Raw genomic sequence first — 21,878 nt, 5'->3', positions numbered from 1 at the left:
GCGAATCGCCTCCTTTTTATTGACTCGTGCTGCCCGAGAGCGCCTTATCCACCCTGCTGTAGAGCAGCAGCGTCAAACCGACGAACAGCAATATAATAGTGAAATAAATCCAAGCCAGCGCGCTGGAGCTGCCATAGTTGGCCGTATTCACCTTGCTGATGATCGGGTTGGACGGGAAAGTGAACAAATCGACGACCGTGTACATCAGATTCAGGAAAATGTAGGGAACGAGTCCCGGCAGCGTGATTTTCCAGAAGGTGTTCCATGGCCCGGAGCCGTCAATGCGGGAAGCCTCGTACATCGACGGCGGCAGCGTCTGGCGCCCCGCAAGGAAGATCAGAATCTGGACGCCCGAATACCAGAGCACCAGCACGAATGAGCTCATGACGGTCTGAATCGGATCTGCCCATGACGCGGGAACGTATTCTCTCAGGTATTCTTCGATATGCAGCGACTGCAGGACGCTCAGCGAGCCTTCCCCTTGATTGATAAATTCCTGGACGATTTGGCCGGACGAGAAAATGACGGGAAGAAAGAAAATAACGCGAAACAGCGTACGGCCAGGAAATTTCAAGTTGAGCAGAATCGCCACCAGCAGCGAGAAGACGAGAATGATCGGAATCATCATGATCGACTCGCGCAGGAACGGGATGAGATCCTCGTAAAGAAGGCTCCCGTTCGAAACCAGAATTTCTTTGTAATTGCGGAAGCCGAGAAAGGTATAGACGACCGAATCGACGGTAATCCGAACCTGATGGAAGCTCATGTACAAGGAATAACCGAGCGGAAACGCAACGAAAGCGAGAAAGCCGAATATCCAGGGGGCGATGAAAATCGAGCCTTCGATACTGCGGATCGTCGATGCGTGCAGCCTGGCCTTTCGAATTATCATTGGTCCGCCCCTCCCTTGATTACGGCAAAGTCCTGCGCAGGCACGCGAAGCTCGCCTTGCGCGTAAGCGCTCGCTCCGTAATTGACGATTACGCGCTGCCCGCCTTCGTAAGTCGTTTCCTTCACGTCCTCCGAGATGGAGCGATGACCGATGATTCGCTTATCCTGCACATCGCGCAGCGCCTCGTTCGCCCTCGCGTATTCCTCCGACAGACTGTCCAGCCAATCCCGGTAATTCAGGCTGTAATACCAGATCGAATAAGCATGCCGCAGTTTATCGGACGGAGCCGCGGCGAAGACATAAGTCGGATACGCCCCGTATTCGATGCCGCGCAGAAACTCGGTCCGCGATTCCTGTCTCACGTTCCCCCACTCGGACGTGTACGTGACAGCACCGTGGAGTACGATCTGCGTAAAAGGAACCACCTCATCGACAAACACGTCGAAGGAGTAACTATCCGCGAGGCGGGGGATGTGCTTCAGCCCCTCCCATACGTAGGCGTTGGCATTAACGGCCGTGACGGAACCGAGCGTTTCCTTCGCCTGCTTGAAAATATCGCGTTGAATGCCAATCTCATCGGCGCGGCTAGCCGCATAGCGGCCGTTGAAATCGGTGTTCAGCTGAAACCCGATCCCGCCGCCGTCGAACACGATGCCATCCGCGCCAAGCTTCTTATACTCGCTTAGGTCCGAGGCGATAACCTTACTGTAAAACCGCGGACTAACGAGCCAGGTATCCTCTCTCGCGGACAGCGTGTTGCCCGAGAGATCGCGCTGTCCGTCCCTTCTATACCAGAAGCCGTCGTCCCCGTTATTGTTGATCGTATAATTGGCCGTTAAATAAACGGGGATGTCCAGCGTATGGGCATAATCGATAAAAGCTTTCATGCCTTTGTTCCCGCCGAGCTTCGACTCCACGGGAAAGTATCCGCCATGCGTGCTGTACCCATCCTGTTGCCAGCCGCCATATTGCACGACTAAGTCATGAACGCCCCGGTCATAAATGCTTGCAACCAGCTCTTTCGCTTCCTTCGTCGTCGTAGCGGTCAAATAGGAATCGAAGAGCAGGCCCTGTTCGATGTCGCCGCCGACGATGTCCACGTAGAGCGGAATGTCCTTCTTCGGCTCCAGCGGATGAAGCGCGCCGCTTGTCGTCAAATAATTGCGATATTTGGCCGCCATTCCCACGTAATCGCTTTGATCCGGCGGCAGCAAGTAATAGCGGACGGTCCGGCGAGGCGCGTCGAATCGCTGCTCGCTGTACGTGAAGAAACCCGCGTCCGTGCTCTTGCTAACGCTTTGGAAGAAGCGCTTGCGGTACTGCCATTCGGCCGTCACCCAGTTCGACTGACCAATCGAGCCGGAAGGAGCCGCGAACACGTTTGCGTATTCGGCCCCTTCGGTTATGACGGCCGCGAATGCCTGGTCGCCGGACTTCAGGCCGAATACCGGGATCGACAGCCGCTGGCGGTTCGGCTGATCGAAATAGAAGGAACCGTCGTATCCGTAAACCGGTTGATTGAACGTGAGCTGCGGGAGGACGCGGTCGGTCTTGAACCGGATCAGCGCGCCGGAGCCGTCCGGCACGAAAATATAGCCGTCCTGCCCTTGGGAAAATTCTCCTCCGAACAACGGGTAAAGCTTGGCACTCAGGAGGCTAAACTTACCGCCTTCCACGATTTGCTCATCGCGGATGGTTATCTCGATGCTATCCTCCTTCAGCGTCACTTCGACCGGAATTTTAATCGTGCCTTTAGGCAGTACGAACGTGACGGCAAAGCCGCTCTCCGTCGTCTTGAAATCTTCAACGTAACCGCCTTCGTCGACTAAACCGACCGTTCTGGACGCCGATTTGTAGTTGGATAAATCCATGTATTCCACGATAACGGGCGAAAGCAAATTGTTCTTCCATGCTCCGCCGATCGTCTCGTTCGGCCACTGGGCAGGATCGGGATAAGAGTACCAAACCTTGCCGGTTTGTTTGCTCACGACCCGGAAATGCCCCGTTTCCTTGTCGGCCAACAGCGTCAGGCTGACGTTCTCGGCAATCTGCTGAAACCTGTCATCAGCCGGGAGCTCCGACTTAAACGGTGTGGTGCCTGCCTTGGGCTTGAAGGAGACTGTTGCTGCACTATTGACGCTCGCGGCGGCTGCTGCTGCTTTTCCTTCCGATGCGGCGTCTTCCCGCGTATGGAATTGAAGAGCAAGCCCGGCCAGGATGGCAACGATCACGATGCCCGTTATAAGGAAGGAAAGCCTCAGTCTGCTGCCGGTCATCGGATGATCACCTCCTGATAGATGGAATAAATAAAGTTAATCAATTCTCCGCTTAAACTGAAGAAGATAAAGATCAGCGTCGCGATGATGGCCAGCGCCAGCAAGGTAAACACGATGTTCAGGATGGCTTCCCCGACGCTGTAGTTGTGAATCCCTTGCACCATCCAGAAAAATTGCAAGAACGTCCACGCATACATCGCCAGCTTGAGAAACCCGAAGATCGACGCCTCGCTTAACGTGAATCCATGAGAGATTATTGTTAGGGGTATACCGATCGAAATAATCGGAAATAAAGCATAGGAACTCCCATAAAACACATCCCGCAGCCGTCCTTCCCCGCGCATCAGGGAGCTGACCAAATAATTCGCTACCACCCACCCGAGCCAAATCGCGGCAAACTGCACCAAGATCGGCCCCAGCTTAACGCCCAGATAAATATCCGGATTAAAGATGAAGCTCGTTTGCGAGCTGATGACGCCTGCAGATACGATCGAAAGCGCAAGCATAAGCAAGCTGCTCACGAGCCCTGCGCCATACTGGTATCGGATCGCATGGTACCCTTCGATCGGATGCCTGACAAGTGTCCGCACATGCCGAAGCTGTGCATACAACCTGCTCTGCGGGCGAAGCATCCCAGAGCTCGCTGCGGCCCAACCATATTTTCGCGACAGCCTTACGGCAGCGAAACCGAGAATTCCCGCCGCTGCAACGACATTCATCAGAAACCCGAAATGCTCCTGGAACCAGAAGAGCCGGTTCTGCCAGAAGGAGTCCGAATAGCCTTTGTTCACGCCTGCTTTCAGGAACAGGTCTTCTGCAAGCTCGAATTGCTCCTTCTTATATGCCGCCTTCGCAAGCCCGATCAACGCGGGGGTATAGTAAGCATTCTGACGGTAAACCTCGGCCCACAGCGGCTCGCTTTCCTCGTAGCGCCCATCTTGGGTAAGCCTGTTTGCCTGATGGACGAGAGAACCGTACTCGGTCAGCCGCAGCCGCTGAATGAGGCTGTTGACGCTGTCCAGCACCAATAAATCCCCCGTCGAAGTCGTCGCAATTGATGCCGGCGTCTTGACGAGCCCAAGCTTCGTCGTTCCTTCGATTTCGTCGCTGCCCCAGAAGAAGAGCAGGTTTCCGTCAGCGTCATACTGGCTGACGGCGTTATAGAGCGAATCGATGACCGTAAAGTTCCCGTCCGCATCGACGCTGATATCCTGCAGCTGCGGCTCGGCTTTCCGGTGCGCCCACCAGGCAGTCTCGCCGAACGACTTGTTGGCTGAAGCCGGCGTAAATTCGCCGCCCCCTTCCAGCTGATCCAATCCGGCGATATTGAATTTCTTCACTTGCTCGTTGTCGATTTCCTTGGTTACCGTATAGATGAAACCGTTTGGATCGATCGCCGCGTTCACGATAGCTCCAGGCAGCTTGCTTAGCTCCCTCCCGTACATTTCCCGCGTGTAGAAAGCCCGTTTAAACGAATCGAACACCGAGAACTTCACTTTGTTGGAGCCGAAGAAGCTCTGGTAACGGCCTTCCGGGTCGAGCTGGAGCAAACCCTGGAACGCGCCTAGCGTCGTGATATAGAGAAAACCGCGTTTGTCGACGACCAGCTTCGTCGGCTCGTACTTGAACGACTCCGGCAAGTAAGGCGAATCCGGCCGTTTGTACTCGCGCAGCAGCTTTCCTGTCTCATCGAGCCTGACGACCCGCTGATTACCGGTATCCGCCACGTAAATATCGCCCTTCTGATCCACGAACAGACCGTTCGGGCTGCTGAGAGGACTTTCTTTGACCTCGATGAAACGGACCAATCGCCCCTGTTCATCCAGATGCACGATCCGGTTATTTCCCGTATCGGCGATATAGATATGATCCCTGCCGTCAACGAACAGATCCTGCGGCTGATTGAGTGTGCCGATCGGCGTTTCGCCGGCCGCCGCCGATTGGACGGACACTTTCCGAGAAGTCGCCTTGTCTCCGCCGATATCCGGTCCGAGCATCCCCTCCGGCTGATAGGCGTTCTGAATTTGCACAAGCTGCCCATACCCGTCCTTATAGAACGTTTGGTACGGGGAATATGCGCTTGTCACGGACGGGAACAGCGGCACCGCCAGAAATGCGACAAGCATGATCATCGTTGTCGTTGTTGCACGAAACCGCCATCGCCTGCTCAATGATGCGCCCTCCCTCCTCATTTGATTCCCGAATGCGCCATCGTATCGATGACCTTCCGCTGCAGGATGATGAAGAACAATAAGTTCGGCACCAGAATGATTAATGCCGCAACCGCCGCCGCTCCCTGCCGGGCGACATTGTTCGCCAGATTGTTCGTCAGCGTGGACAGGAAGAACGGGAACGTCTTCATATCGTCGTCCTGCATATAGAACGTCGAGGTCTCCAGGTTGCTCCATGAATTCTGAAACGACAGGATGGCGACCGTAGCGACGGCCGGCATGCAGACCGGGATGACAATTTTCAGGAACAAGCCGAACTCCGTCGACCCGTCGATGCGTGCGGCTTCCAGAAGCGCCGACGGAATCTGGTCCATAAACTGTTTGAGCAGAAAGACGGCAACCGGCAGCGCCACCATCGGCAGCACGTGCCCTAGATACGAATTCATCAGTCCCAGCTGGCTGACCACCAAGTAGCGCGGAATCTGGACGACCTCGGGCGCGAACATGAGCATGAGCACGATGGACGAGAACACCAGTCTTTTGCCCGGAAATTCATGCTTGGCAAGCGCGTAGGCGCATAAGGAGCTGACGACCGTCACCGCCACGATGGTCACAGCCGTGATCAGGAAGCTGTTGAACAAGTAACGGGAAAGCGGAATAATCGAATTCGACGTGACCCACATCAGCTCGATGAAGTTCTGTACCGTCGGCTCCTTGACGAAGAAGTTCGGCGGATAGACGAACAGCTCGTGATACGGCTTGAACGCATGGTTGAAGATATAAATGATTGGAATCAGCATGAACGCCGCGAAGGCGGCCATGGCCAGATGAAGAGCGATTCTCGATACGGAGAATGATTTCAGCATGATTACTCCTCCTTGCTTCCGAACAATCCCCAAGCGAGCTTATTCGATGCGTACATCAGCAGCAGGAGAAAGACCGAAATCGCCGCCGCATAGCCCATCTCGAAACGGATAAAGCCGAAATCGTGAATATGGTTGACGATCAGATGCCCGGCGTACTCCGGCGTCGGGTTTTTGCCCGACAGCTCCACGCCGATCGCTCCCGTCTTGAAGGTCGTGACGATCGCCATGACGGCGCCGAACAGCATCTGGGGTTTCATGGATGGAATCGTGATATACCAGATTTCCTGCAGCCTGCTTCGGATGCCGTCGATACGCCCCGCCTCGTACAGAATGGGGTCAATGTTTAATATGCCGGCCAGCATCGCCAGAAAACCGACGCCCATGCTCGACCATAACGACACGGCGATCATCGAATTCATCAGCAGCGCGGGGTCGGTCACCCAAAGCTTCGGCACGTCGATCAAGCCTTGCCCGAGCAGAAAGCTGTTTAGGTAACCGATTCGATCCCCGGACAGCAGCGGCAGCCATATGACCGTCATCGCGATGCCGATCGTGAGCGAGGGCGTGTAGACTGCCAAGGCGATCCACTTGCGGACGTTTTTGCCCAAGAGCGAGATGAGCCAAGCCACGATAAAGCCCGCGATATAACCGCCCGGTCCCACGATGATCGCGAATTTGAACGTATTGGGAAGCGCGTATTTCAAAAACAGCAAATCCTGCGAGATTAAATATTGAAAATTGCTCCATCCGATAAAACGAGGCGGCTCGACCGCGTTGTAATAGGTAAAGCTCAATCCAATCGCAATGACGACCGGTACGACGATGAAGGCGCCGAAGATCAGCATGAACGGGGCGATGAATAAATACGATATCCGGCTGGACCATAGCTTGCTCAGGATGACGTTTGTCTCCCTCTCACGGGTTGCCGTTACCCGGTACGCCGCCCGATAGGACAGTAATCTACTTAACATAGCGATCGATCCCTTCCCATGGTTTGTTGACATTCGGCAGCTTGAACGGCTTAAGCCGCTTGCCATCGGCATCGATGAAGCCGAATTCTTCCTGCTTCCTGCGGAGCTCCCGGTTAATGTCGCGTACGGCTTGCTCGAGCGAAGCCCGATAGTTCATCTTGCCGATAACCGACCGGTTCCAGGCGTTGTTCGCTTCCCGCTCCAGGTAGTAGCCCCCGGGTACGTTCGGGATATCCTTGTACCATCGCCATTGCTCGAGGATCACTTCGGCGTCCTCCCGTTTCCAAGGCAGGCGGCTGAACGCCTGCACGTTCGACGTATTCCAGCGGAACGCGACGCCGTTAATGGCTTCAAGGTCGGCTCCATATTGCTGCTGAACGTCGGCGGACAACCACCACTGCAGAAACTTCCACGCCTGCTCCTTCTTCGTTGACCGTTTGAAGATGACGTCGGTGCGCTGCCCGCCTCCCGCCCAGCGGGAGATCGCGCCGTCCGCTTGTTTAACGCCGGGTATTTCGGCTATTTTCCAGCGGTCATTCAGCTCGGGCGCGGCCGCAGCCAGCTGCACGTACATGTTGTAATCCGATATGCCGATCGGCATCGTGCCGTCGCGGAAATGCTGATAGAAGCTCGGCACTTCCTTCTCGATCGCATACGTGTTGAACAGATCCGTCCATTGCTTGAACGCCTTGAACGCCTCCGGATTGTCCAGTGCGGTCTTTAAGCCGTCCGGTTCGTAGAAATCGATGCCGTTCTGGTAGAAATATTGCGAGAATTGCGTTGGATTGATATAAAAGTTCATGTAATTCTGCTGCAGCGTCGGCAGGATATCGTAGACATCCTCCCATGTCTGCGGAACCGGGATGCCGAGCTTGTTCAGAATATCCTCCCGGTAGAACAATACCTGGAACGATTGCGTTTCCGGCGTGCCGTAATGCCCGCCGTTGTAGTTAAGAGGAAGCCAGGAACCGGGACTGAACTGCTCGTAAAGCTTGTCGAACCCATTGAATTCGGACAAATTTGCAAGACTTCCCCGAATGGCGAGATCTACCGGCAAATCCTGGGTTAATCCGAGCGCGAGATCGGGCTGAACGTTGGCGGCATTAGACATAAGCAGCAGTTCAGGATTCGCGAGCAAATTAACCTTTACCTCGATGCCGGTCTCCGGCGTGAACGATTCGTCGGCAAGCTGCTGCAGCTGGTCTACGTAATCGCGACCGCGCTGGACCCAGATATTCAGCTTCTTCTCGTCGAGCTTCGTAATGCTGTCCCTGCTGTCGAATGAATAGCTGAAATTTTGGATACCGCCCCATAGCCTGCTCCACAGAGACGCCTTCATGCCCGGAAAGTCAGCCCCGTTCGGGGCTACGTAGATTTCGTCGAGTTGGAGCGTCTGCTTCAGCAGCGTCTCGATGAAGAGGTTCAGCTTTTCCCGGATCGACGCGATTTCCTCGACGTTATACGGAATTTCCTCCGGCTTCTTAAGCAGCGAACGGATATCCTTGGCTGCCGTGGCCATTCCCTGGCTTATGGAATCTTTGTTTCCGTTGATCCGCACGCTCGAATGAGACAGCAGCTCCAACCGCTCCGCGATGCGCTGCAGCTTATCCGGCATTTCCGGATAATCCCGTTCCATGATCCAGGTCCGATTGCGGTCCACGACCGCTCCCGTCAATGCCCGCAATTCCCAATCGACCGCATCGAGCTCTTGCGACACCGATTTGACTTCGGCAATCATCGGTTCGACGGGGGCATGAGTGACGGCCAGCGAAATCGTATGCTTCCCTTCATCAAGGAAAACTTCATAGGGGCTGCCTGTCGTGTTTTCGAGCACCTGTCCTTGCCAGCTGGGCGAATAGGGAAAGGCGAAGGCTTGGAACTCCCTGAAAGGAACATGGCCGTCGACGCGAATGGTCCGAAACGACGTTTTCTGGGAAATGACGTTCTGCAGCGTGCGGAATGCGAATTTGTACCGTCCGCTCGCCGGCACCTCGAAGTCCCACGTGATTTCCTGGTTCTGGTCGACCCACCTTGCCCCGCCGACCGTATTGTAGGTGATGCGGCCTTTGGCCCTCGGGAGGGTGCGCGGATTGCGGTCCGAGAATAATTTAATGGCTGTATCGTTCTTATAGTCAAAATCTTCGGCTTGGATCGTAATCGGTCCCGCGCCCTTAGCGTCGCCCGCCGGATAGCCGGCGGAAACTTCCGCATAACTGCCCGGCGTTTCGCTTGGCGCCAGCTCGATGCGCTCCAGCGCCACCGGCTCGTAGCCCGAGAACCGGATCGTATGGGTTCCCTTCGGAAAATACCATTGCAGCGGTCCGGCGAAAGCGCCTGCCGAATCGACCAGCGGCTTGGTGCTCCAATCGGAAATATCCTTCGATCTCGGACGAATTTGATCGCCGTCTCCGTTCTTCAAGATCGGCCGGACATCCTGCCAGGTGCGGTATAGCGCAACGGATGACGCTTCCGCGAACGGCCGCTTGCCGTCGATATTCACTTCCCACAGGATTGGAGCCGTTCTGCCGTCACCGGTAGCGGGCTTGTAGGAAAGGCGGATTTCGTACAGCCCCGCCTCAGGGACGACCGCCTTGAATTCTGCCCATTCTTTGTCCGGAGAATCCCAGCGCAGTACCCCGGCCTTGCCGCCGGATTCGCCGATCGAGAGTTTTCCTGCATTCGAAACCGCCTGCGGACTTCCCGCGTCAACCGTGACGACGGTCTTTGCGCTTTGGATTCCTTGGCTATTCCACGAACTCAAAGCCTGGGCATACGTCAATTCTCCCTCTCCGGGGTCGGCAGGCGGCGGCGTATGCAAAACATCGTCCACATTAGCTGCCGCCGCAACCGTATCCCGGCCGTTCGGACTGCTGTAATGCTGCAGTGCAGCCTGCACGGAGAATACCAGCAAGCCGGCCGCCAGCACGGCTCCACTCGCCTTCCTCCAAAAACGTGTTTTCAAAACGCTCTCTCCTTCCGGCATGGTTTAGAATGAAAACCGTTCGCCGGTTTCCTGGTGAAAGAACAGCATTTTCAACGTGTCCAGCCCTAATCGAACCGTCTCGTTTGATTCGAAATGTACGGCCGGACTGACGCGCGCAATGAGTAAATTGTCCTGGCCGATATCGAGATAGAGATAGCGGTCAGCGCCCATAAGCTCGGCGAATCGATAAGTGCCTGTGATGACGGCCTCCGAGAACAGCGCTTCGAGACTGATGTTCTCGGGCCTTATGCCGAGAATGACTTGTTTGTCGATTTGCTTGTGCTTCCGGAGCGCGGCCGCGTTGTCGCCATGAATCGTTAGCTTGAACCGCGAGGTATGAAATTCGAGCAAGCCAAGCGCATTCTCTTCGATTTTGCCCCGAATGAAATTGATCTGAGGCGATCCGATGAAACCGGCGACGAACGTGTTGGCCGGATTCGAATAAATGTGCTCGGGCGTGTCGATCTGGTGAATGATGCCGTCGCGCATGACGACGACCCTGTCGGCCATCGTCATGGCCTCCACCTGGTCATGGGTTACGTAGATGAACGTACTGCCCAGCTCCTTATGGAGTTTAATGATTTCCATCCTCATCGATACCCTCAGCTTGGCATCCAGATTGGATAGAGGTTCATCCATGAGAAACAATTTGGGGTTGCGGACAATCGCTCGGCCAAGAGCGACGCGCTGACGCTGTCCCCCCGACAGCTGCCTCGGTTTGCGGTTCAGATACGGCTCGATCTCCAGAATTCGGGAAGCCTTCTTCACGGCGAGATCGATTTCGTGCTTAGGCAGCTTTCGCATCCGAAGGCCGAACGCGATATTCTCAAATACGCTTAAGTTTGGATACAGCGCGTAATTCTGGAACACCATCGAGATGTCGCGATCCTTCGGCGGCAGGTGGTTGACCACCTGACCGTCGATGATGATCTCGCCCTCCGAAATGTCTTCCAGGCCGGCAATCATGCGCAGCGTCGTTGACTTGCCGCAGCCGGACGGGCCGACGAATACGATAAATTCCTTATCCCGGATCGTCATGTGGAAGTCCTTTACGACCGGATGTTTATCTTTACCGTAGCGTTTGTAAAGATGATTGATCTGCAAGCCCGCCATTGATATCCCCCTATCCTCTTGCCCGTATCCAAATGAAAAAAGGAGATATCCGGTCGGTTTCATAAAGAAACCTGATCAGACATCTCCGAGTGTACGGTCGATTATTTGGTCCAAAATCGCTATAACCAATAAATCCGATGAATTTTGTATGCTTTGGTTCAACTTGGGTCTTACTATAACAACGGCTCCTAGATATTGTCAACCTCAACTGCCGAACTTTTTTTGAAAAATAGTCATTGACGATTGACAAATGATCCTATAGTATTTCGAGTAAAACGATGGGATTACCCAGCGTTAGAGACCGGTCAACCGGATCCATGGCTATTCAGCGTGGGTCCGGTTTTTTTTGTCCGTTTCTATGCGATGGGCCCTACTAACAGAGGTGAGAGGTATGGGAGCAAACAAGGAACAGTCAAAGAAACAAGCGCATTTTAACGTATTTATTCGTGGAGCCGGCCATCATGCCGGAGCTTGGAAGCATCCCTCCAGCGATCCTATTGCGGATCTGGGTTTGGATTATTATGCCGGTCTGGCGAAAATTGCCGAGCGCGGACTATTCGATTCCTTATTCACGGCGGACAACTACTCCGGCCTCGGCAGAAGACTGGAGCCGTTCACGCTGTTGTCGGCGCTTGCGGCTCTGACCAAGCATGTCGGATTTATCGCCACTGTCAGCACGACCTATAACGATCCTTATCATGTCGCTCGCAAATTCGCTTCGCTAGACCATATCAGCAAAGGCCGCGCCGCATGGAATATCGTGACAGGACACTCGCAGTCGGATGCGGATAATTTCGGCAAGCCCGGTCATCCCGAGCCGGAGACACGCTACGATATCGGTACAGAATTTGTCGAAGTGACGAAGCAGCTATGGGACAGCTGGGAAGAGGATGCGCTCGTCTATGACAGGGCGAGCGATGTGACGCTTCACCAAGATAAGGTGCATGATATTAATTTCAAAGGCAAATATTTCAACGTCAAAGGCCCTCTGAACATTCCCCGTCCGCCGCAGGGCTATCCTGTTCTTGTCCAGGCCGGCTCGTCCGAAAGCGGCAAGGAGCTGGCCGCCCGTACGGGGGAAGTGATATTCACCGCCCAACAGACGCTTGGAGCCGCGCAGGAGTTCTACACGGACGTCAAATCCCGGCTGGCCAAGTATGGGAGAACGCCGGATCAGCTGCTCATTATGCCGGGGCTCAGCCCAATCGTAGCCGATACGGAAGCCGAGGCCCGCGACCTTGAAGATGAGCTGTTCAACCTGGTCGACTCCGCCAAATCGCTGAAGCGGTTGTCTAATTATTTTACAGTCGACCTGTCCGAATATCCGCTTGACGCGCCGGTTCCGGTCGATAAATCGAAGCCATATGGCTTCTCGAACAACGGTATTACGAGCCGCCACGAAGTTGTCATTGACGCCGCGCGCCGCGACAATATGACCATTAGGCAGTTCCTGAGCCGCAGCTATGCCGGGCATGGCCATGTTTCGTTCACCGGCTCGGTCATTCAGGTCGCCGATTTTATCGAGAAATGGCTAGCCGAAGGCGGGGCCGACGGCTTCAACATCCTGCCTCCCCTCTTCCCTTCCGGCTTCGAAACGTTCGTTGACAAGGTAGTGCCGGAGCTGCAGAACCGCGGGTTGTTCCGCACTGCATACGAAGGCGCCACGCTTCGCGAGAATCTCGGCCTTGCCCGTCCGGATAACGCGCATAAGCAGATTTGGGCGCTGAGCAAAGCGGCGGAGTAACCTATTCATACTAAACTAAGAACGGAGGTTTCAGCAGATGGCAATCAATTATGCACCTGAAGTTGAATTCGGCTGGTATATGCCGACAAGGGGCGACGGCCCTTACATTGGCGTCAAATCGGAACGCGTCGTCGACACGCCTTACATGATTCGTGTCGCTCAGGCGGTAGAAAATGCCGGCTATACGTTCGCCCTCATCCCGACCGGCGGCACCTGCAGCGACGCCTGGATTATGGGCGCGACTCTCGCGGCCCATACGCGCGTCTTCAAACCGCTTGTTGCGATGCGCCCCGGATTAATCGCTCCGGCGCTTGCTGCGCGAATCGGAGCAACGCTCGATGAGGTGAGCGGCGGCCGTGCGCTCATCAACATTGTAACCGGCAGTTCGCCGGAGGACATGAAGGCAATGGGAGACCCTCTGGCATACGACAAGGAAGCGCGATACGAACGGACGCTGGAATATATCAAGATCGTTCGCGAGCTGTGGGTTCGATCGCATGGCGCGGAGGGACGCCAGTTCCTTGCCGGCGGCAACCTTGCGGCAGGTAATCCGGAAGGCGCCGCGTCAACGTTCGATTTCAATGGCAAACACTTCTCCATTGAGGGAGGCAAGAGCTATCCACCGCCTGTGCAGCGTCCGCATCCGCCTTTCTACTTCGGCGGAAGCTCGCCGGCAGCGAAGAAGACAGCTGCCGAAATCGCAGACGTCTATCTCATGTGGGCAGAGCCTCTCGACTGGATTAAAGAACAGATCGCGGAGGTAGAACACCATCGCGAGCAGCTGCTTGAGCGCGATGGCATCAACCGCACGATTCGGTACGGCCTTCGGGCGCAGGTCGTCATCCGTGATACCGAGGAGGAGGCATGGGCGGCGGCGAAGCTGATCATCAGTAAAGTCGACAACGCAACTCTCGACGCGAACGAAATTCAGTTTGGCGGCTCGCAATCGGAAGGCCAGCAGCGTCAGAACCAAGTCCGCGCACTCGCCAAAGCAAACGATTATGTCATTGGGCCGAACTTCTGGGCCGGCTTGTCCGCCATTCGCGGAGGCGGCGCTATGGCATTCGTCGGCACGCCTGAACAAGTCACCGACAGGCTGCTCGAATACGTGGAGATCGGCATCACATCCTTCATCTTCTCGGGCTATCCGAACCTTGAAGAAGCGACGATTTCCGGGACGAAGCTGCTTCCTGTATTCCATCGTAAACTCGCCGAGCGGCTTCAGGCGGATCTGAGCGAAACCGCAAGCTGACGACAAACAGCGCCCATAGCGTATGGGCGCTGTCCTTGTCTTAGCAGCAAAGGCTTCGATTAATGGAAGCGGTAGCCTTGACCTTCAATAAAACCCTGCAAGTGGTGGCGCAGCCGGTCTTTGCGAAAGCGTGACGCCATTTCTTTGGACCAATACGTATCCTTGCTGCCGCCGGCACGGGAGGCATAATAAGACTTCGTTGTCTCGTCATAGTCTTTAATGCTGGTTGCGAACACTTCGTCATCGTAAATTTCTTCGTGGTAAATCGCAGCCACCGGAAGCCTAGGACGAATGTCAGGTTCCTGGTCAGGCACGCCAAGGCACATGCCGAATACGGGATAAACGAGATGAGGAAGCTTGAGCAGCTCCGCCGCCCGTTTCGGGTCGTTGCGAATGCCGCCGATGTAAACCATGCCAAGTCCGACCGATTCCGCCGCAATCGTCGCGTTTTGAGCAGCAAGCGTGGCATCGATCGTCGCCAGCAGAAACGTTTCCACGTTCTGCGTCAGCTCTTTGTCTTCATCGTCTTCGTGCAGTCGGACCGCTGTTTGCAGCCGGTTCAAATCCGCGCACCATACAAGGAAAAGCGGCGCCTCCTCGATATGCTTCTGGCCGCCTGCAAGCTCGGCGAATTGCCGTTTCGTCTCCTTATTGCGCACCCCGACAACGCTGTACGCTTGAATATTGGATGACGTGGATGCCGCTTGCGCGGAAGCCAGTATCGAGGCCAACTGCTCCTCCGTCACCGGATCCGGCTTAAATTTACGAATCGAGCGATGTGCCTGCAAATGCTTAATAATGTCGTTCAACTTATTCCCTCCTCATGAGATAAAAAAAACCAGAGATGCACAAAGCGCATTCTCCGGTTTTCCGGTGGATATACAATTCCTACTATTCCTACTGGCAATAATGAATTTAGCATCAAACGTCTATGCTGTCAACATGCAGCTCAGCTCGCACAACGTATTTTATTAACATCAAGGAGGGGTTTTCCATGGTCGATCTCGCCATTATCGGAGCAGGCCCTTACGGCATATCACTGGCTGCGCATGCCAAGGCCGCCGGTCTCTCCTATGTACTGCTTGGACAGCCGATGCATTTCTGGAAGGAGCAGATACCGCAGACGATGTTCATCCGCACCAATCCGCTTCACATCAGCCTCTCGGACAGCGATGACAGATGGACGATTGAGCGATTCTGCGAAGAAACCGGAACTTCTCTCGTTTCTCCGTTTCCGCGCCCCGCATTCGTCGATTACGCCTTCTGGTTCGCCCTTCAGGCCGGCATTTCATTTACGTCTGACCTAGCAGCTGAAATCACGCGTACTCCGCGTGCTTTTGACATCGTCACCCGAACGGGCTCCCGCCTGTCAGCCGCTCATATCGCCGTCGCCACCGGGCTGCAGCATTTCAGCTACGTCCCGAAAGTACTGCATTCGCTGCCTCCATCGCTGCTGACGCATACATTCGGCCAAACCTCGTTCGATCACTTTCGCGGCCGCTCGGTTGCCGTCGTCGGAGGCGGCCAGAGCGCCTGGGAAGCGGCGGCGCTGCTTCATTTGGCCGGCTGTGACGCGGAGCTGCTGTTTCGCGGAGAAGAAGTTCGCTTCTCCGGGGAAGACAATGCCGTTTCCGGACTTCGTCTGATCGAATCGGCCGAGCAGTTCTACCGCCAGCCTCCCGAAGAGAAGCAGGAGCGCTGGAATACGCCGAGACGCGGCAGCGTTGCCTTATTCCTGAAGCCTTACGTGGAAGGCAAAGTGAAAGCGACGGGCGGCGCGGAAATCGTCCGGGCGGATGTACGGGACGACGGCAAAGCGCTGCTCGCGCTCTCTAACGGCGAGACACGCGCAGTAGACCATGTGGTCAGCGCCACCGGTTACCGCATCGATTTGGATAACGTGCCCTTCTTGGCGCCCGAGCTTTCCAGAGACGTCCTCCGGGAACCAGCTCCCTTCCATGGCTTCCCTCTTTTAAGCGAGCACTTTGAGAGCAGCATACCCGGACTTTATTTTACCGGGCCGCTGGCCAGCCATACCCATGGCCCTGCCTTCGGCTTCATTGCCGGCCTTCGCCAGACATGCCGAACCATAATCCCGCATATCGTCGGCTTGAAAAACGACAGCCCCGACTGACTAGGATACGAAAAGCTCGAAATTGCGCGACTATGTAATGTACTAGTTAGTAGCCGTGTCTATACTTGGATTTTACAAAGTGCATCTTGCCGTATTCGTTAGTCGAGTGATTTCGTTAGTCGTAGTTATCCGCGCTATCCGTTTTTCCGTTACATTTGTTCATTTCATAAACTACATCACTAAAATCCGTAAACCCGGCAAAAAAATGATTTGATTAATCTAGAAACCGTGAAGCTCTCTTCTTCAAGGACAAAGTGCCCGCCACATAACAGCACGAGTTCGACACAGGTTAGTTCCCGTTCGAGCGCGTACGCCCCTGCCAATGTGAATATAAAATCGTTTTTGCCCCAAGCAATTAAGGTTGGAGGCTGGTAAGTACGCAAATACTGCTGCCATTTCGGATATTGTTCTACATTATTTCTGTAATCATAGCCTAGTGCCAACTGAATGGCGGCATTGCCCGGCCGATCCAGGAAGAATTGGTCCATTGCATAACCGTCCGAACTGATTAGAAAAGGATTGCACGCGCCAAAGGTATATTGCTTCTTGGTGAACTCAATATCGACAAGCGTGGCGAACGCTTTCTTATTCTCGGGACTCGGATCTGCCCAAAGGGCCTTGAACAAATCAAATGGCTGCCCAAGCCCTATAGCATGTGCAACTGCGTTCTGAATAACGAAACCTAATACGCGCTCCGGATGGCGGATCGCGAGCCTGAAACCGACAGGTCCGCCGTAATCATGACAATACAAAATATATCGAGGAATGCAAAGTCTATTAATTAATTGTTCAATAACCAAAGATAGATGTTCGAACGTATACGAGAACTCCTCCACTGAAGGCATACTACTGTTTCCGTATCCAGGATAGTCCGGTGCAATGACATAATAGCGATCGGCCAATAAAGGTATCAAATCCCGAAACATGTGGGAGGAGCTAGGAAATCCATGAAGAAGAATAATGGCCGGATTGCGCGGATTCCCTGCTTCGCGAAAAAAGACTTCTATCCCTTCGATGTTCATCTTCTTATACTGCACAGCCAAGGACATCTGTAGCTCTCCCTCCTTGCAAGGTTCAACCGTCTTACTAAAAATATGAATAGGTAGCTCAACTAAGACCTTGAAAGATAGCTGCTGCAATCGGATGTCGTTTATTTTTTGATTCTAACTTCATTCAATTTCTCTTTGTGAATAAGGATTGAGTTCCGCCCTGTACTTATGATGCCTTCAGTGGAAAGCTCTTGTAAGACAACGGATACGGCTTCTCTAGTAGCACCAATCATATTAGCAAGCTCCTGATGAGTTAATGGCAGATCGTTTTTTTGATTTCCATCATTGTCGATTCCAAATTTGGATGATAATTTCGACAGGAAAAATAGAACTTTACCTCGGAGGTCCTTCGAGGTTATTGTCTCCAACATTTCGTCCCGCTCCTTCAATCGCGTGCTTAACTCCTTCAAAATTCGTACGATCAGTTCCGGATATTTTACTAATAAGTTTTCGAAAGACTGTTTCGGAATTGAGCAAAAACATACGTCTTCAATGACTTCAATATAATTCCCATGAGTCCCAAGCGAGAATGAGTCACTCTCACCAAACATGCTTCCTGGACTCAGTATGCCGACCGTATATTGCTTTCCGGACGAATTTGTTTTATAGAGGCGCAGCTTTCCTTCAATGACGAAGGACAAGCCAACCCTTTCGTTCCCTGGTGTTTGAATAACAGTCTTTTTATTCAGAAAATGAAAGTCCGTTATAGAAACTAATTGATCCAGCTCATTTAATATTTCGCTTGGGAGCGATGCGAAAAGCTTGGACGACGATAATCGCAAAGGTGACTGCATATGTAAATTACCCCACGTTCGTTTAAATTCATTTATAACATTAGCTTGATGTCTCATTTTTCTTGGGAATCTCCTCAGCAATAGGAAAGTGCCTTCATTATATATCCTCCTCTTGTTGAAGCTTATATATCCTCAACTGCTACCTGGCATGACCCAGATAAATAGCTACACAATTCAAAAGGTTGTTTGTAAATTTGTAAATGCAATTGTTCATAATAATATTGATAATCCTGATGAAATTGTATTTTATGAAATCTGGAACTGCTCTAAAGAAACGTGGCTGGCAGAAGAAGAATCCAAAGCTTACCGTCAAGGTCCCTATACTAGAGCAGCAGAATATTTGTTGGGAAGAGAACTGAGTTTCTACACACCGACGGGCGAATGGGGAACTACGATTACAGCAGGTAAGCATTTTTCTTGATCTGATCCGAAAAACCCGGCAGCAGCCCTTAATAGGGCTACAGCCGGGTTTTTGCTTTCTAGGCTATCCGTTAGTCTAGTTTACTCCATCCATTTTTCCTGCTGTTCTTCTCGGTAAGAAGCGCTCGTTTCTGAATATACTTCGGACAATGCGATCCTGTTCTCTAGTGGCGATCCCGTTAATATTGATTTTATCCAGGATGGCTTTTTTTCTGCCGGGATGTGAAAATCAGGCAGGGAGCTGTGTACAGACTCCTCTGCCTGATTTGAAAACGATGGTTATCCGAAAAGGGGGCGGCTCAGCGGAACGGTAATCTTGGCGGACTCAGGACTTGACCGAGCGCTTCACCAAATATATCAGCGGCAGCCTTTACGCGTTCGTTATTCGACTTCCCCATTCGCCCTTCGGTTCCAGCCAACTGACGCTTCTATCAATGATTAAATCGCCCAGTGTTTCTTCGTAATTCTTGCGATATGGTTTTGTGAATTCTTCCGCAAGCCAGCTGTCTCTCGTGCCTTGCCATGTTTCATAAATAACCAAATCATCCGGCTGATCCAGGTCATCGGAGACAATGGCGCTGATGAATGCTTTCTCGGATGACATTTCTTCGATAAGGGAAGATAACTCCTTGCGGAATTCTTCTCTTTTCCCCGGTTTGGCTTTGAATCGAATATTCAGCTGGACTTGTTGATTGGACATGTTGATTCCTCCTCTGACGTATTGTTTTTGTTCGAATCCTATCCAGCCTGCAACCGAAGAAGCAATATTCCAATTGAAAGATCAAGACAGTTCTTCCATGGCTTTTTCGATATCAATCATGACCGTTCTTCGGCTGGTAGCGAGAATCCCCTCGTTGGAGAGCTCCTGTAATACAAGCGATACCGCTTCTCTTGTAGCGCCGACCATATTAGCCAATTCCTGATGAGTCAGCGGGATGTCTATTTTGCGATATCCGTTTTCTTCCACGCTGAATTTTTTTGAAAGCCGGTTCAGAAAGTAAAGCACTTTTCCTCGAAGATCTCTAAAGACAAGTTTTTCTACTAACTCATCCTGATCTCGCAATCTCGTACTCATTTCCGATAAGAATCGCAAAGTGAGTTCCGAATATTTGCTTAAAAGCGGCTCGAATTGTTCGGATGGTATCGAATAGATCATCGTTTCTTCCATCGTTTCCACGTAAGTTCCGCTTGTGCCTAGAGAAAACGATTTGACTTCGCCAAACATCCCGCCTTCGCTAAGAATGCAAACCGTATATTGTTTGCCTGCCGAATTGGTTTTATATAAACGAAGTTTGCCCGTGATGACGAAAAACAATCCATTCCTTTGGTTACCCGGCGTCTGGATAATGCAGTTCTTAGGCAGCGTATTTACGTTCGTCCCCATAGTCAACTGATCGATTTCATGAATAATATCCGCTGGGAGCGACTCGAATATTTTGAATTGCGACAATAGTAACAACCTGGGATTTTCAAATCTATTCATTGTTCATCCCTCCTTGTTATATGCTCATCTTAGCTCAGCATGCGACTAATATCTGTAATCTAACTTACAAAAAGGTTCGATATCATAAATCCAACCGGTAAAGTAATGAGTCCCGATCCGGATAGTCATAAGAAACCGGCAAGTCATGTTTGGATATTTCCTTGAATCCGTTCTTTTCGTAGAAGCGATGCGATCGCGTCGCGATGGATGGCGTATCTAAGATAATCGTCTTTATCCCTTGCTGCTTCGCATACATGACTAATTCATTGAATAGTCCAAGCGAAAATGCTTTGCCCCGGTATTCGTTATAAATAAAAAACTTCTTCAAGATGTAAAGGTCTTCCGTGAGCTGCTGCAATCCAATCGATCCGATTACATTTCCGCCTTCATTTAGAGCGACCCAGAAGTTTCCTCCGTTAGCCAAGTAATGCGTTGGAATATCAAGTATGTCGGACTGCTCCTCAATACCGATATTTAGTTGAAATTCCGAATTTTGAACGAACAGAATCAGATCGACGATCTCATTTTTATATTTCGCATCATACGTTTTAAACACTCCCAGTTTCTCCACCGTTCTCCCGCCCGTTCGGGCTTGTTTAATGTCTTGACGATTCAACGCGAATCAATTGAAATAAATCGTTCAACGATCAGCCAAAGCTGCGAGCCAACGTTTTCCAAGCCTTTTCTGAAACCGATAATGATGGTTACATTCATCTTAAACTACCAAATCTTCGGCTTCTGTAATCCAGATTACAATGCAAATAAATCGGAATCGTATGCGGGAACTTATAATGTAGAAACTGCAGAAACAAACTTGTTCAACATGAATAACAACGAATACAGCTACAGATACTTACGTTGCTAAGTAACGACGTATCTTTTTTTGTGAAATAGATTACTGATAACTAGATAGCAAGACACTATGATAGGAATCAAGCAAGAAAGGAGCGGTGACGTTGCTGTGTTACACAAATAAAACTGCTATAACACGCTAGTATATCGGCTATCAATAAATAAGAGTTCATTCTTTGTTAGAGTTTATCATCATAAAAAAATAAATTTATGGAGGAATACAATTATGTCAACTTTTTTGGATGTTATGGGACCACGTATCAAACTGTTAACGGATTTAGCGAATAATCGGGATTACAGCCTTATGGAAGCAGAAGTTCCACCAGGTGTGGTCGTTCCTGTTCACAGTCACGAGGATCGCGAAACCTTTGTTGTCCTCTCTGGAGAACTTGAAGCGTTCACGAATGACAGCTGGCAAACCGTTCGCGCCGGCCAAACGGTTGATATTCCGGGAGACGTAAAGCATGCTTGGAGAAATGCTACGAATGAAACCGTAACATTGGTAGTCGCCTCGACGGCGAACATGGGAGACTTCTTCGTTGAAATCGGCCGTCCATCTGATTCGGTTCCACCGGGTCCTCCTTCTCCGGAAGCATTGAACCATTTTGTTAAAGCAGCCATCGCCTATGGATATTGGCTCGGAACACCTGATGACAATGCATCGATCGGCATCAAATTAGGCTAAGCAAACGAGGTGCAGTTCACGCACGGATGCAACTGCTATTATAAAAAATAAACGGCTGATCAGGAGTATATCCTGTTCAGCCGCTTTTTCTATTTCAAACTATGTATGTGGGGCCACATGCGTCAAATGCAAGCGGTATAGCAATCTGTCTAAATCTGCGTTTGTATCATTGCAAACTTGCTATGCAAGTGAG

At 52.1% G+C, this 21,878-nt stretch carries 18 protein-coding genes; 5 read left to right on the top strand and 13 right to left on the bottom strand.

Going from position 1 to position 21,878, the window contains the following annotated elements:
• Nucleotides 1-16 precede the first annotated feature (16 nt).
• The 7 genes from AC0YN4_RS11250 to AC0YN4_RS11220 all read right to left on the bottom strand — a co-directional run bounded on the left by AC0YN4_RS11250 (nt 17) and on the right by AC0YN4_RS11220 (nt 11,272).
• On the bottom strand, nt 17-892 hold the full coding sequence (locus AC0YN4_RS11250; RefSeq protein WP_475781559.1) for a carbohydrate ABC transporter permease: 876 nt from the start codon (nt 890-892) through the stop codon (nt 17-19).
• Nucleotides 889-3,168 (bottom strand): DUF5696 domain-containing protein, encoded by a 2,280-nt coding sequence (locus AC0YN4_RS11245; RefSeq protein ID WP_475835830.1) that lies wholly within the window; start codon nt 3,166-3,168, stop codon nt 889-891. Before AC0YN4_RS11245 ends, AC0YN4_RS11250 begins: the two co-directional genes overlap by 4 nt.
• Complete coding sequence (locus AC0YN4_RS11240) at nt 3,165-5,339, bottom strand: YIP1 family protein (protein ID WP_475835829.1); 2,175 nt, start codon at nt 5,337-5,339, stop codon at nt 3,165-3,167. The genes AC0YN4_RS11245 and AC0YN4_RS11240 overlap by 4 nt, the downstream gene beginning before the upstream one ends.
• Nucleotides 5,340-5,356: 17 nt before the next feature.
• Nucleotides 5,357-6,205 (bottom strand): carbohydrate ABC transporter permease, encoded by an 849-nt coding sequence (locus tag AC0YN4_RS11235; RefSeq protein ID WP_475781556.1) that lies wholly within the window; start codon nt 6,203-6,205, stop codon nt 5,357-5,359.
• A 2-nt stretch (nt 6,206-6,207) separates the two neighbouring features.
• On the bottom strand, nt 6,208-7,050 hold the full coding sequence (locus AC0YN4_RS11230; RefSeq protein WP_475781879.1) for a carbohydrate ABC transporter permease: 843 nt from the start codon (nt 7,048-7,050) through the stop codon (nt 6,208-6,210).
• 115 nt (nt 7,051-7,165) lie between these two features.
• Entirely contained in the window at nt 7,166-10,138 is a 2,973-nt protein-coding gene (locus AC0YN4_RS11225; RefSeq protein ID WP_475835828.1) for an extracellular solute-binding protein, read from the bottom strand.
• A 24-nt stretch (nt 10,139-10,162) separates the two neighbouring features.
• A complete protein-coding gene (locus tag AC0YN4_RS11220; protein ID WP_475835827.1) occupies nt 10,163-11,272 on the bottom strand; it encodes an ABC transporter ATP-binding protein in 1,110 nt (369 codons plus the stop codon).
• 391 nt (nt 11,273-11,663) lie between these two features.
• On the opposite strand from AC0YN4_RS11220, the gene AC0YN4_RS11215 reads away from it, so the two are divergent.
• Entirely contained in the window at nt 11,664-13,016 is a 1,353-nt protein-coding gene (locus AC0YN4_RS11215) for an LLM class flavin-dependent oxidoreductase (protein ID WP_475781553.1), read from the top strand.
• A 37-nt stretch (nt 13,017-13,053) separates the two neighbouring features.
• Nucleotides 13,054-14,268, top strand: a complete 1,215-nt coding sequence (locus AC0YN4_RS11210) for an LLM class flavin-dependent oxidoreductase (RefSeq protein WP_475835826.1) — start codon at nt 13,054-13,056, stop codon at nt 14,266-14,268.
• Nucleotides 14,269-14,327: 59 nt separating this feature from the next.
• Here the strand turns inward: AC0YN4_RS11210 and nfsA are convergent, their stop codons facing one another.
• Nucleotides 14,328-15,077, bottom strand: coding sequence for an oxygen-insensitive NADPH nitroreductase (nfsA, locus tag AC0YN4_RS11205; protein WP_475835825.1), 750 nt, complete (start codon nt 15,075-15,077; stop codon nt 14,328-14,330).
• 185 nt (nt 15,078-15,262) lie between these two features.
• Here nfsA and AC0YN4_RS11200 point away from each other — a divergent pair, with 185 nt between their 5' ends.
• Entirely contained in the window at nt 15,263-16,402 is a 1,140-nt protein-coding gene (locus AC0YN4_RS11200; protein WP_475835824.1) for an NAD(P)-binding domain-containing protein, read from the top strand.
• Nucleotides 16,403-16,581: 179 nt separating this feature from the next.
• Here the strand turns inward: AC0YN4_RS11200 and AC0YN4_RS11195 are convergent, their stop codons facing one another.
• Together AC0YN4_RS11195 and AC0YN4_RS11190 are read right to left on the bottom strand one after the other, a co-directional pair.
• On the bottom strand, nt 16,582-17,541 hold the full coding sequence (locus AC0YN4_RS11195; RefSeq protein ID WP_475835823.1) for an alpha/beta fold hydrolase: 960 nt from the start codon (nt 17,539-17,541) through the stop codon (nt 16,582-16,584).
• An 11-nt stretch (nt 17,542-17,552) separates the two neighbouring features.
• The gene (locus tag AC0YN4_RS11190; protein ID WP_475781548.1) at nt 17,553-18,302 is read right to left on the bottom strand and encodes a Crp/Fnr family transcriptional regulator; all 750 of its coding nucleotides are present in this window, start codon (nt 18,300-18,302) and stop codon (nt 17,553-17,555) included.
• Nucleotides 18,303-18,360: 58 nt separating this feature from the next.
• On the opposite strand from AC0YN4_RS11190, the gene AC0YN4_RS11185 reads away from it, so the two are divergent.
• On the top strand, nt 18,361-18,666 hold the full coding sequence (locus AC0YN4_RS11185; RefSeq protein ID WP_475835822.1) for a hypothetical protein: 306 nt from the start codon (nt 18,361-18,363) through the stop codon (nt 18,664-18,666).
• Between the two features lie 369 nt (nt 18,667-19,035).
• Here the strand turns inward: AC0YN4_RS11185 and AC0YN4_RS11180 are convergent, their stop codons facing one another.
• The 3 genes from AC0YN4_RS11180 to AC0YN4_RS11170 all read right to left on the bottom strand — a co-directional run bounded on the left by AC0YN4_RS11180 (nt 19,036) and on the right by AC0YN4_RS11170 (nt 20,704).
• Nucleotides 19,036-19,365: a putative quinol monooxygenase gene (locus AC0YN4_RS11180; protein ID WP_475781547.1), complete on the bottom strand. Its 330-nt coding sequence runs from the start codon at nt 19,363-19,365 to the stop codon at nt 19,036-19,038.
• 81 nt (nt 19,366-19,446) lie between these two features.
• Complete coding sequence (locus tag AC0YN4_RS11175) at nt 19,447-20,148, bottom strand: Crp/Fnr family transcriptional regulator (RefSeq protein ID WP_475835821.1); 702 nt, start codon at nt 20,146-20,148, stop codon at nt 19,447-19,449.
• An 82-nt stretch (nt 20,149-20,230) separates the two neighbouring features.
• Entirely contained in the window at nt 20,231-20,704 is a 474-nt protein-coding gene (locus tag AC0YN4_RS11170; protein WP_475835820.1) for a GNAT family N-acetyltransferase, read from the bottom strand.
• Between the two features lie 522 nt (nt 20,705-21,226).
• Between AC0YN4_RS11170 and AC0YN4_RS11165 the strand changes: the two genes are divergently transcribed.
• Nucleotides 21,227-21,685, top strand: coding sequence for a cupin domain-containing protein (locus AC0YN4_RS11165; protein ID WP_475781544.1), 459 nt, complete (start codon nt 21,227-21,229; stop codon nt 21,683-21,685).
• The last annotated feature ends 193 nt before the right edge of the window (nt 21,686-21,878 follow it).

The organism is Paenibacillus sp. J22R3, assembly GCF_056269305.1.
This window is presented reverse-complemented; position numbering and strand designations above follow the sequence as displayed.

Excerpts from the sequence above, each read along its gene's own strand:
- AC0YN4_RS11235 (WP_475781556.1), bottom strand. The coding sequence starts at position 6,205 with ATGCTGAAATCATTCTCCGTATCGAGAATCGCTCTTCATCTGGCCATG.
- AC0YN4_RS11210 (WP_475835826.1), top strand. The coding sequence starts at position 13,054 with ATGGCAATCAATTATGCACCTGAAGTTGAATTCGGCTGGTATATGCCG.
- AC0YN4_RS11215 (WP_475781553.1), top strand. The coding sequence starts at position 11,664 with ATGGGAGCAAACAAGGAACAGTCAAAGAAACAAGCGCATTTTAACGTA.
- AC0YN4_RS11180 (WP_475781547.1), bottom strand. The coding sequence starts at position 19,365 with ATGTCCAATCAACAAGTCCAGCTGAATATTCGATTCAAAGCCAAACCG.
- AC0YN4_RS11245 (WP_475835830.1), bottom strand. The coding sequence starts at position 3,168 with ATGACCGGCAGCAGACTGAGGCTTTCCTTCCTTATAACGGGCATCGTG.
- AC0YN4_RS11200 (WP_475835824.1), top strand. The coding sequence starts at position 15,263 with ATGGTCGATCTCGCCATTATCGGAGCAGGCCCTTACGGCATATCACTG.
- AC0YN4_RS11165 (WP_475781544.1), top strand. The coding sequence starts at position 21,227 with ATGTCAACTTTTTTGGATGTTATGGGACCACGTATCAAACTGTTAACG.
- AC0YN4_RS11220 (WP_475835827.1), bottom strand. The coding sequence starts at position 11,272 with ATGGCGGGCTTGCAGATCAATCATCTTTACAAACGCTACGGTAAAGAT.
- AC0YN4_RS11190 (WP_475781548.1), bottom strand. The coding sequence starts at position 18,302 with ATGAGACATCAAGCTAATGTTATAAATGAATTTAAACGAACGTGGGGT.
- AC0YN4_RS11175 (WP_475835821.1), bottom strand. The coding sequence starts at position 20,148 with ATGAATAGATTTGAAAATCCCAGGTTGTTACTATTGTCGCAATTCAAA.
- AC0YN4_RS11250 (WP_475781559.1), bottom strand. The coding sequence starts at position 892 with ATGATAATTCGAAAGGCCAGGCTGCACGCATCGACGATCCGCAGTATC.
- AC0YN4_RS11230 (WP_475781879.1), bottom strand. The coding sequence starts at position 7,050 with ATGCTGATCTTCGGCGCCTTCATCGTCGTACCGGTCGTCATTGCGATT.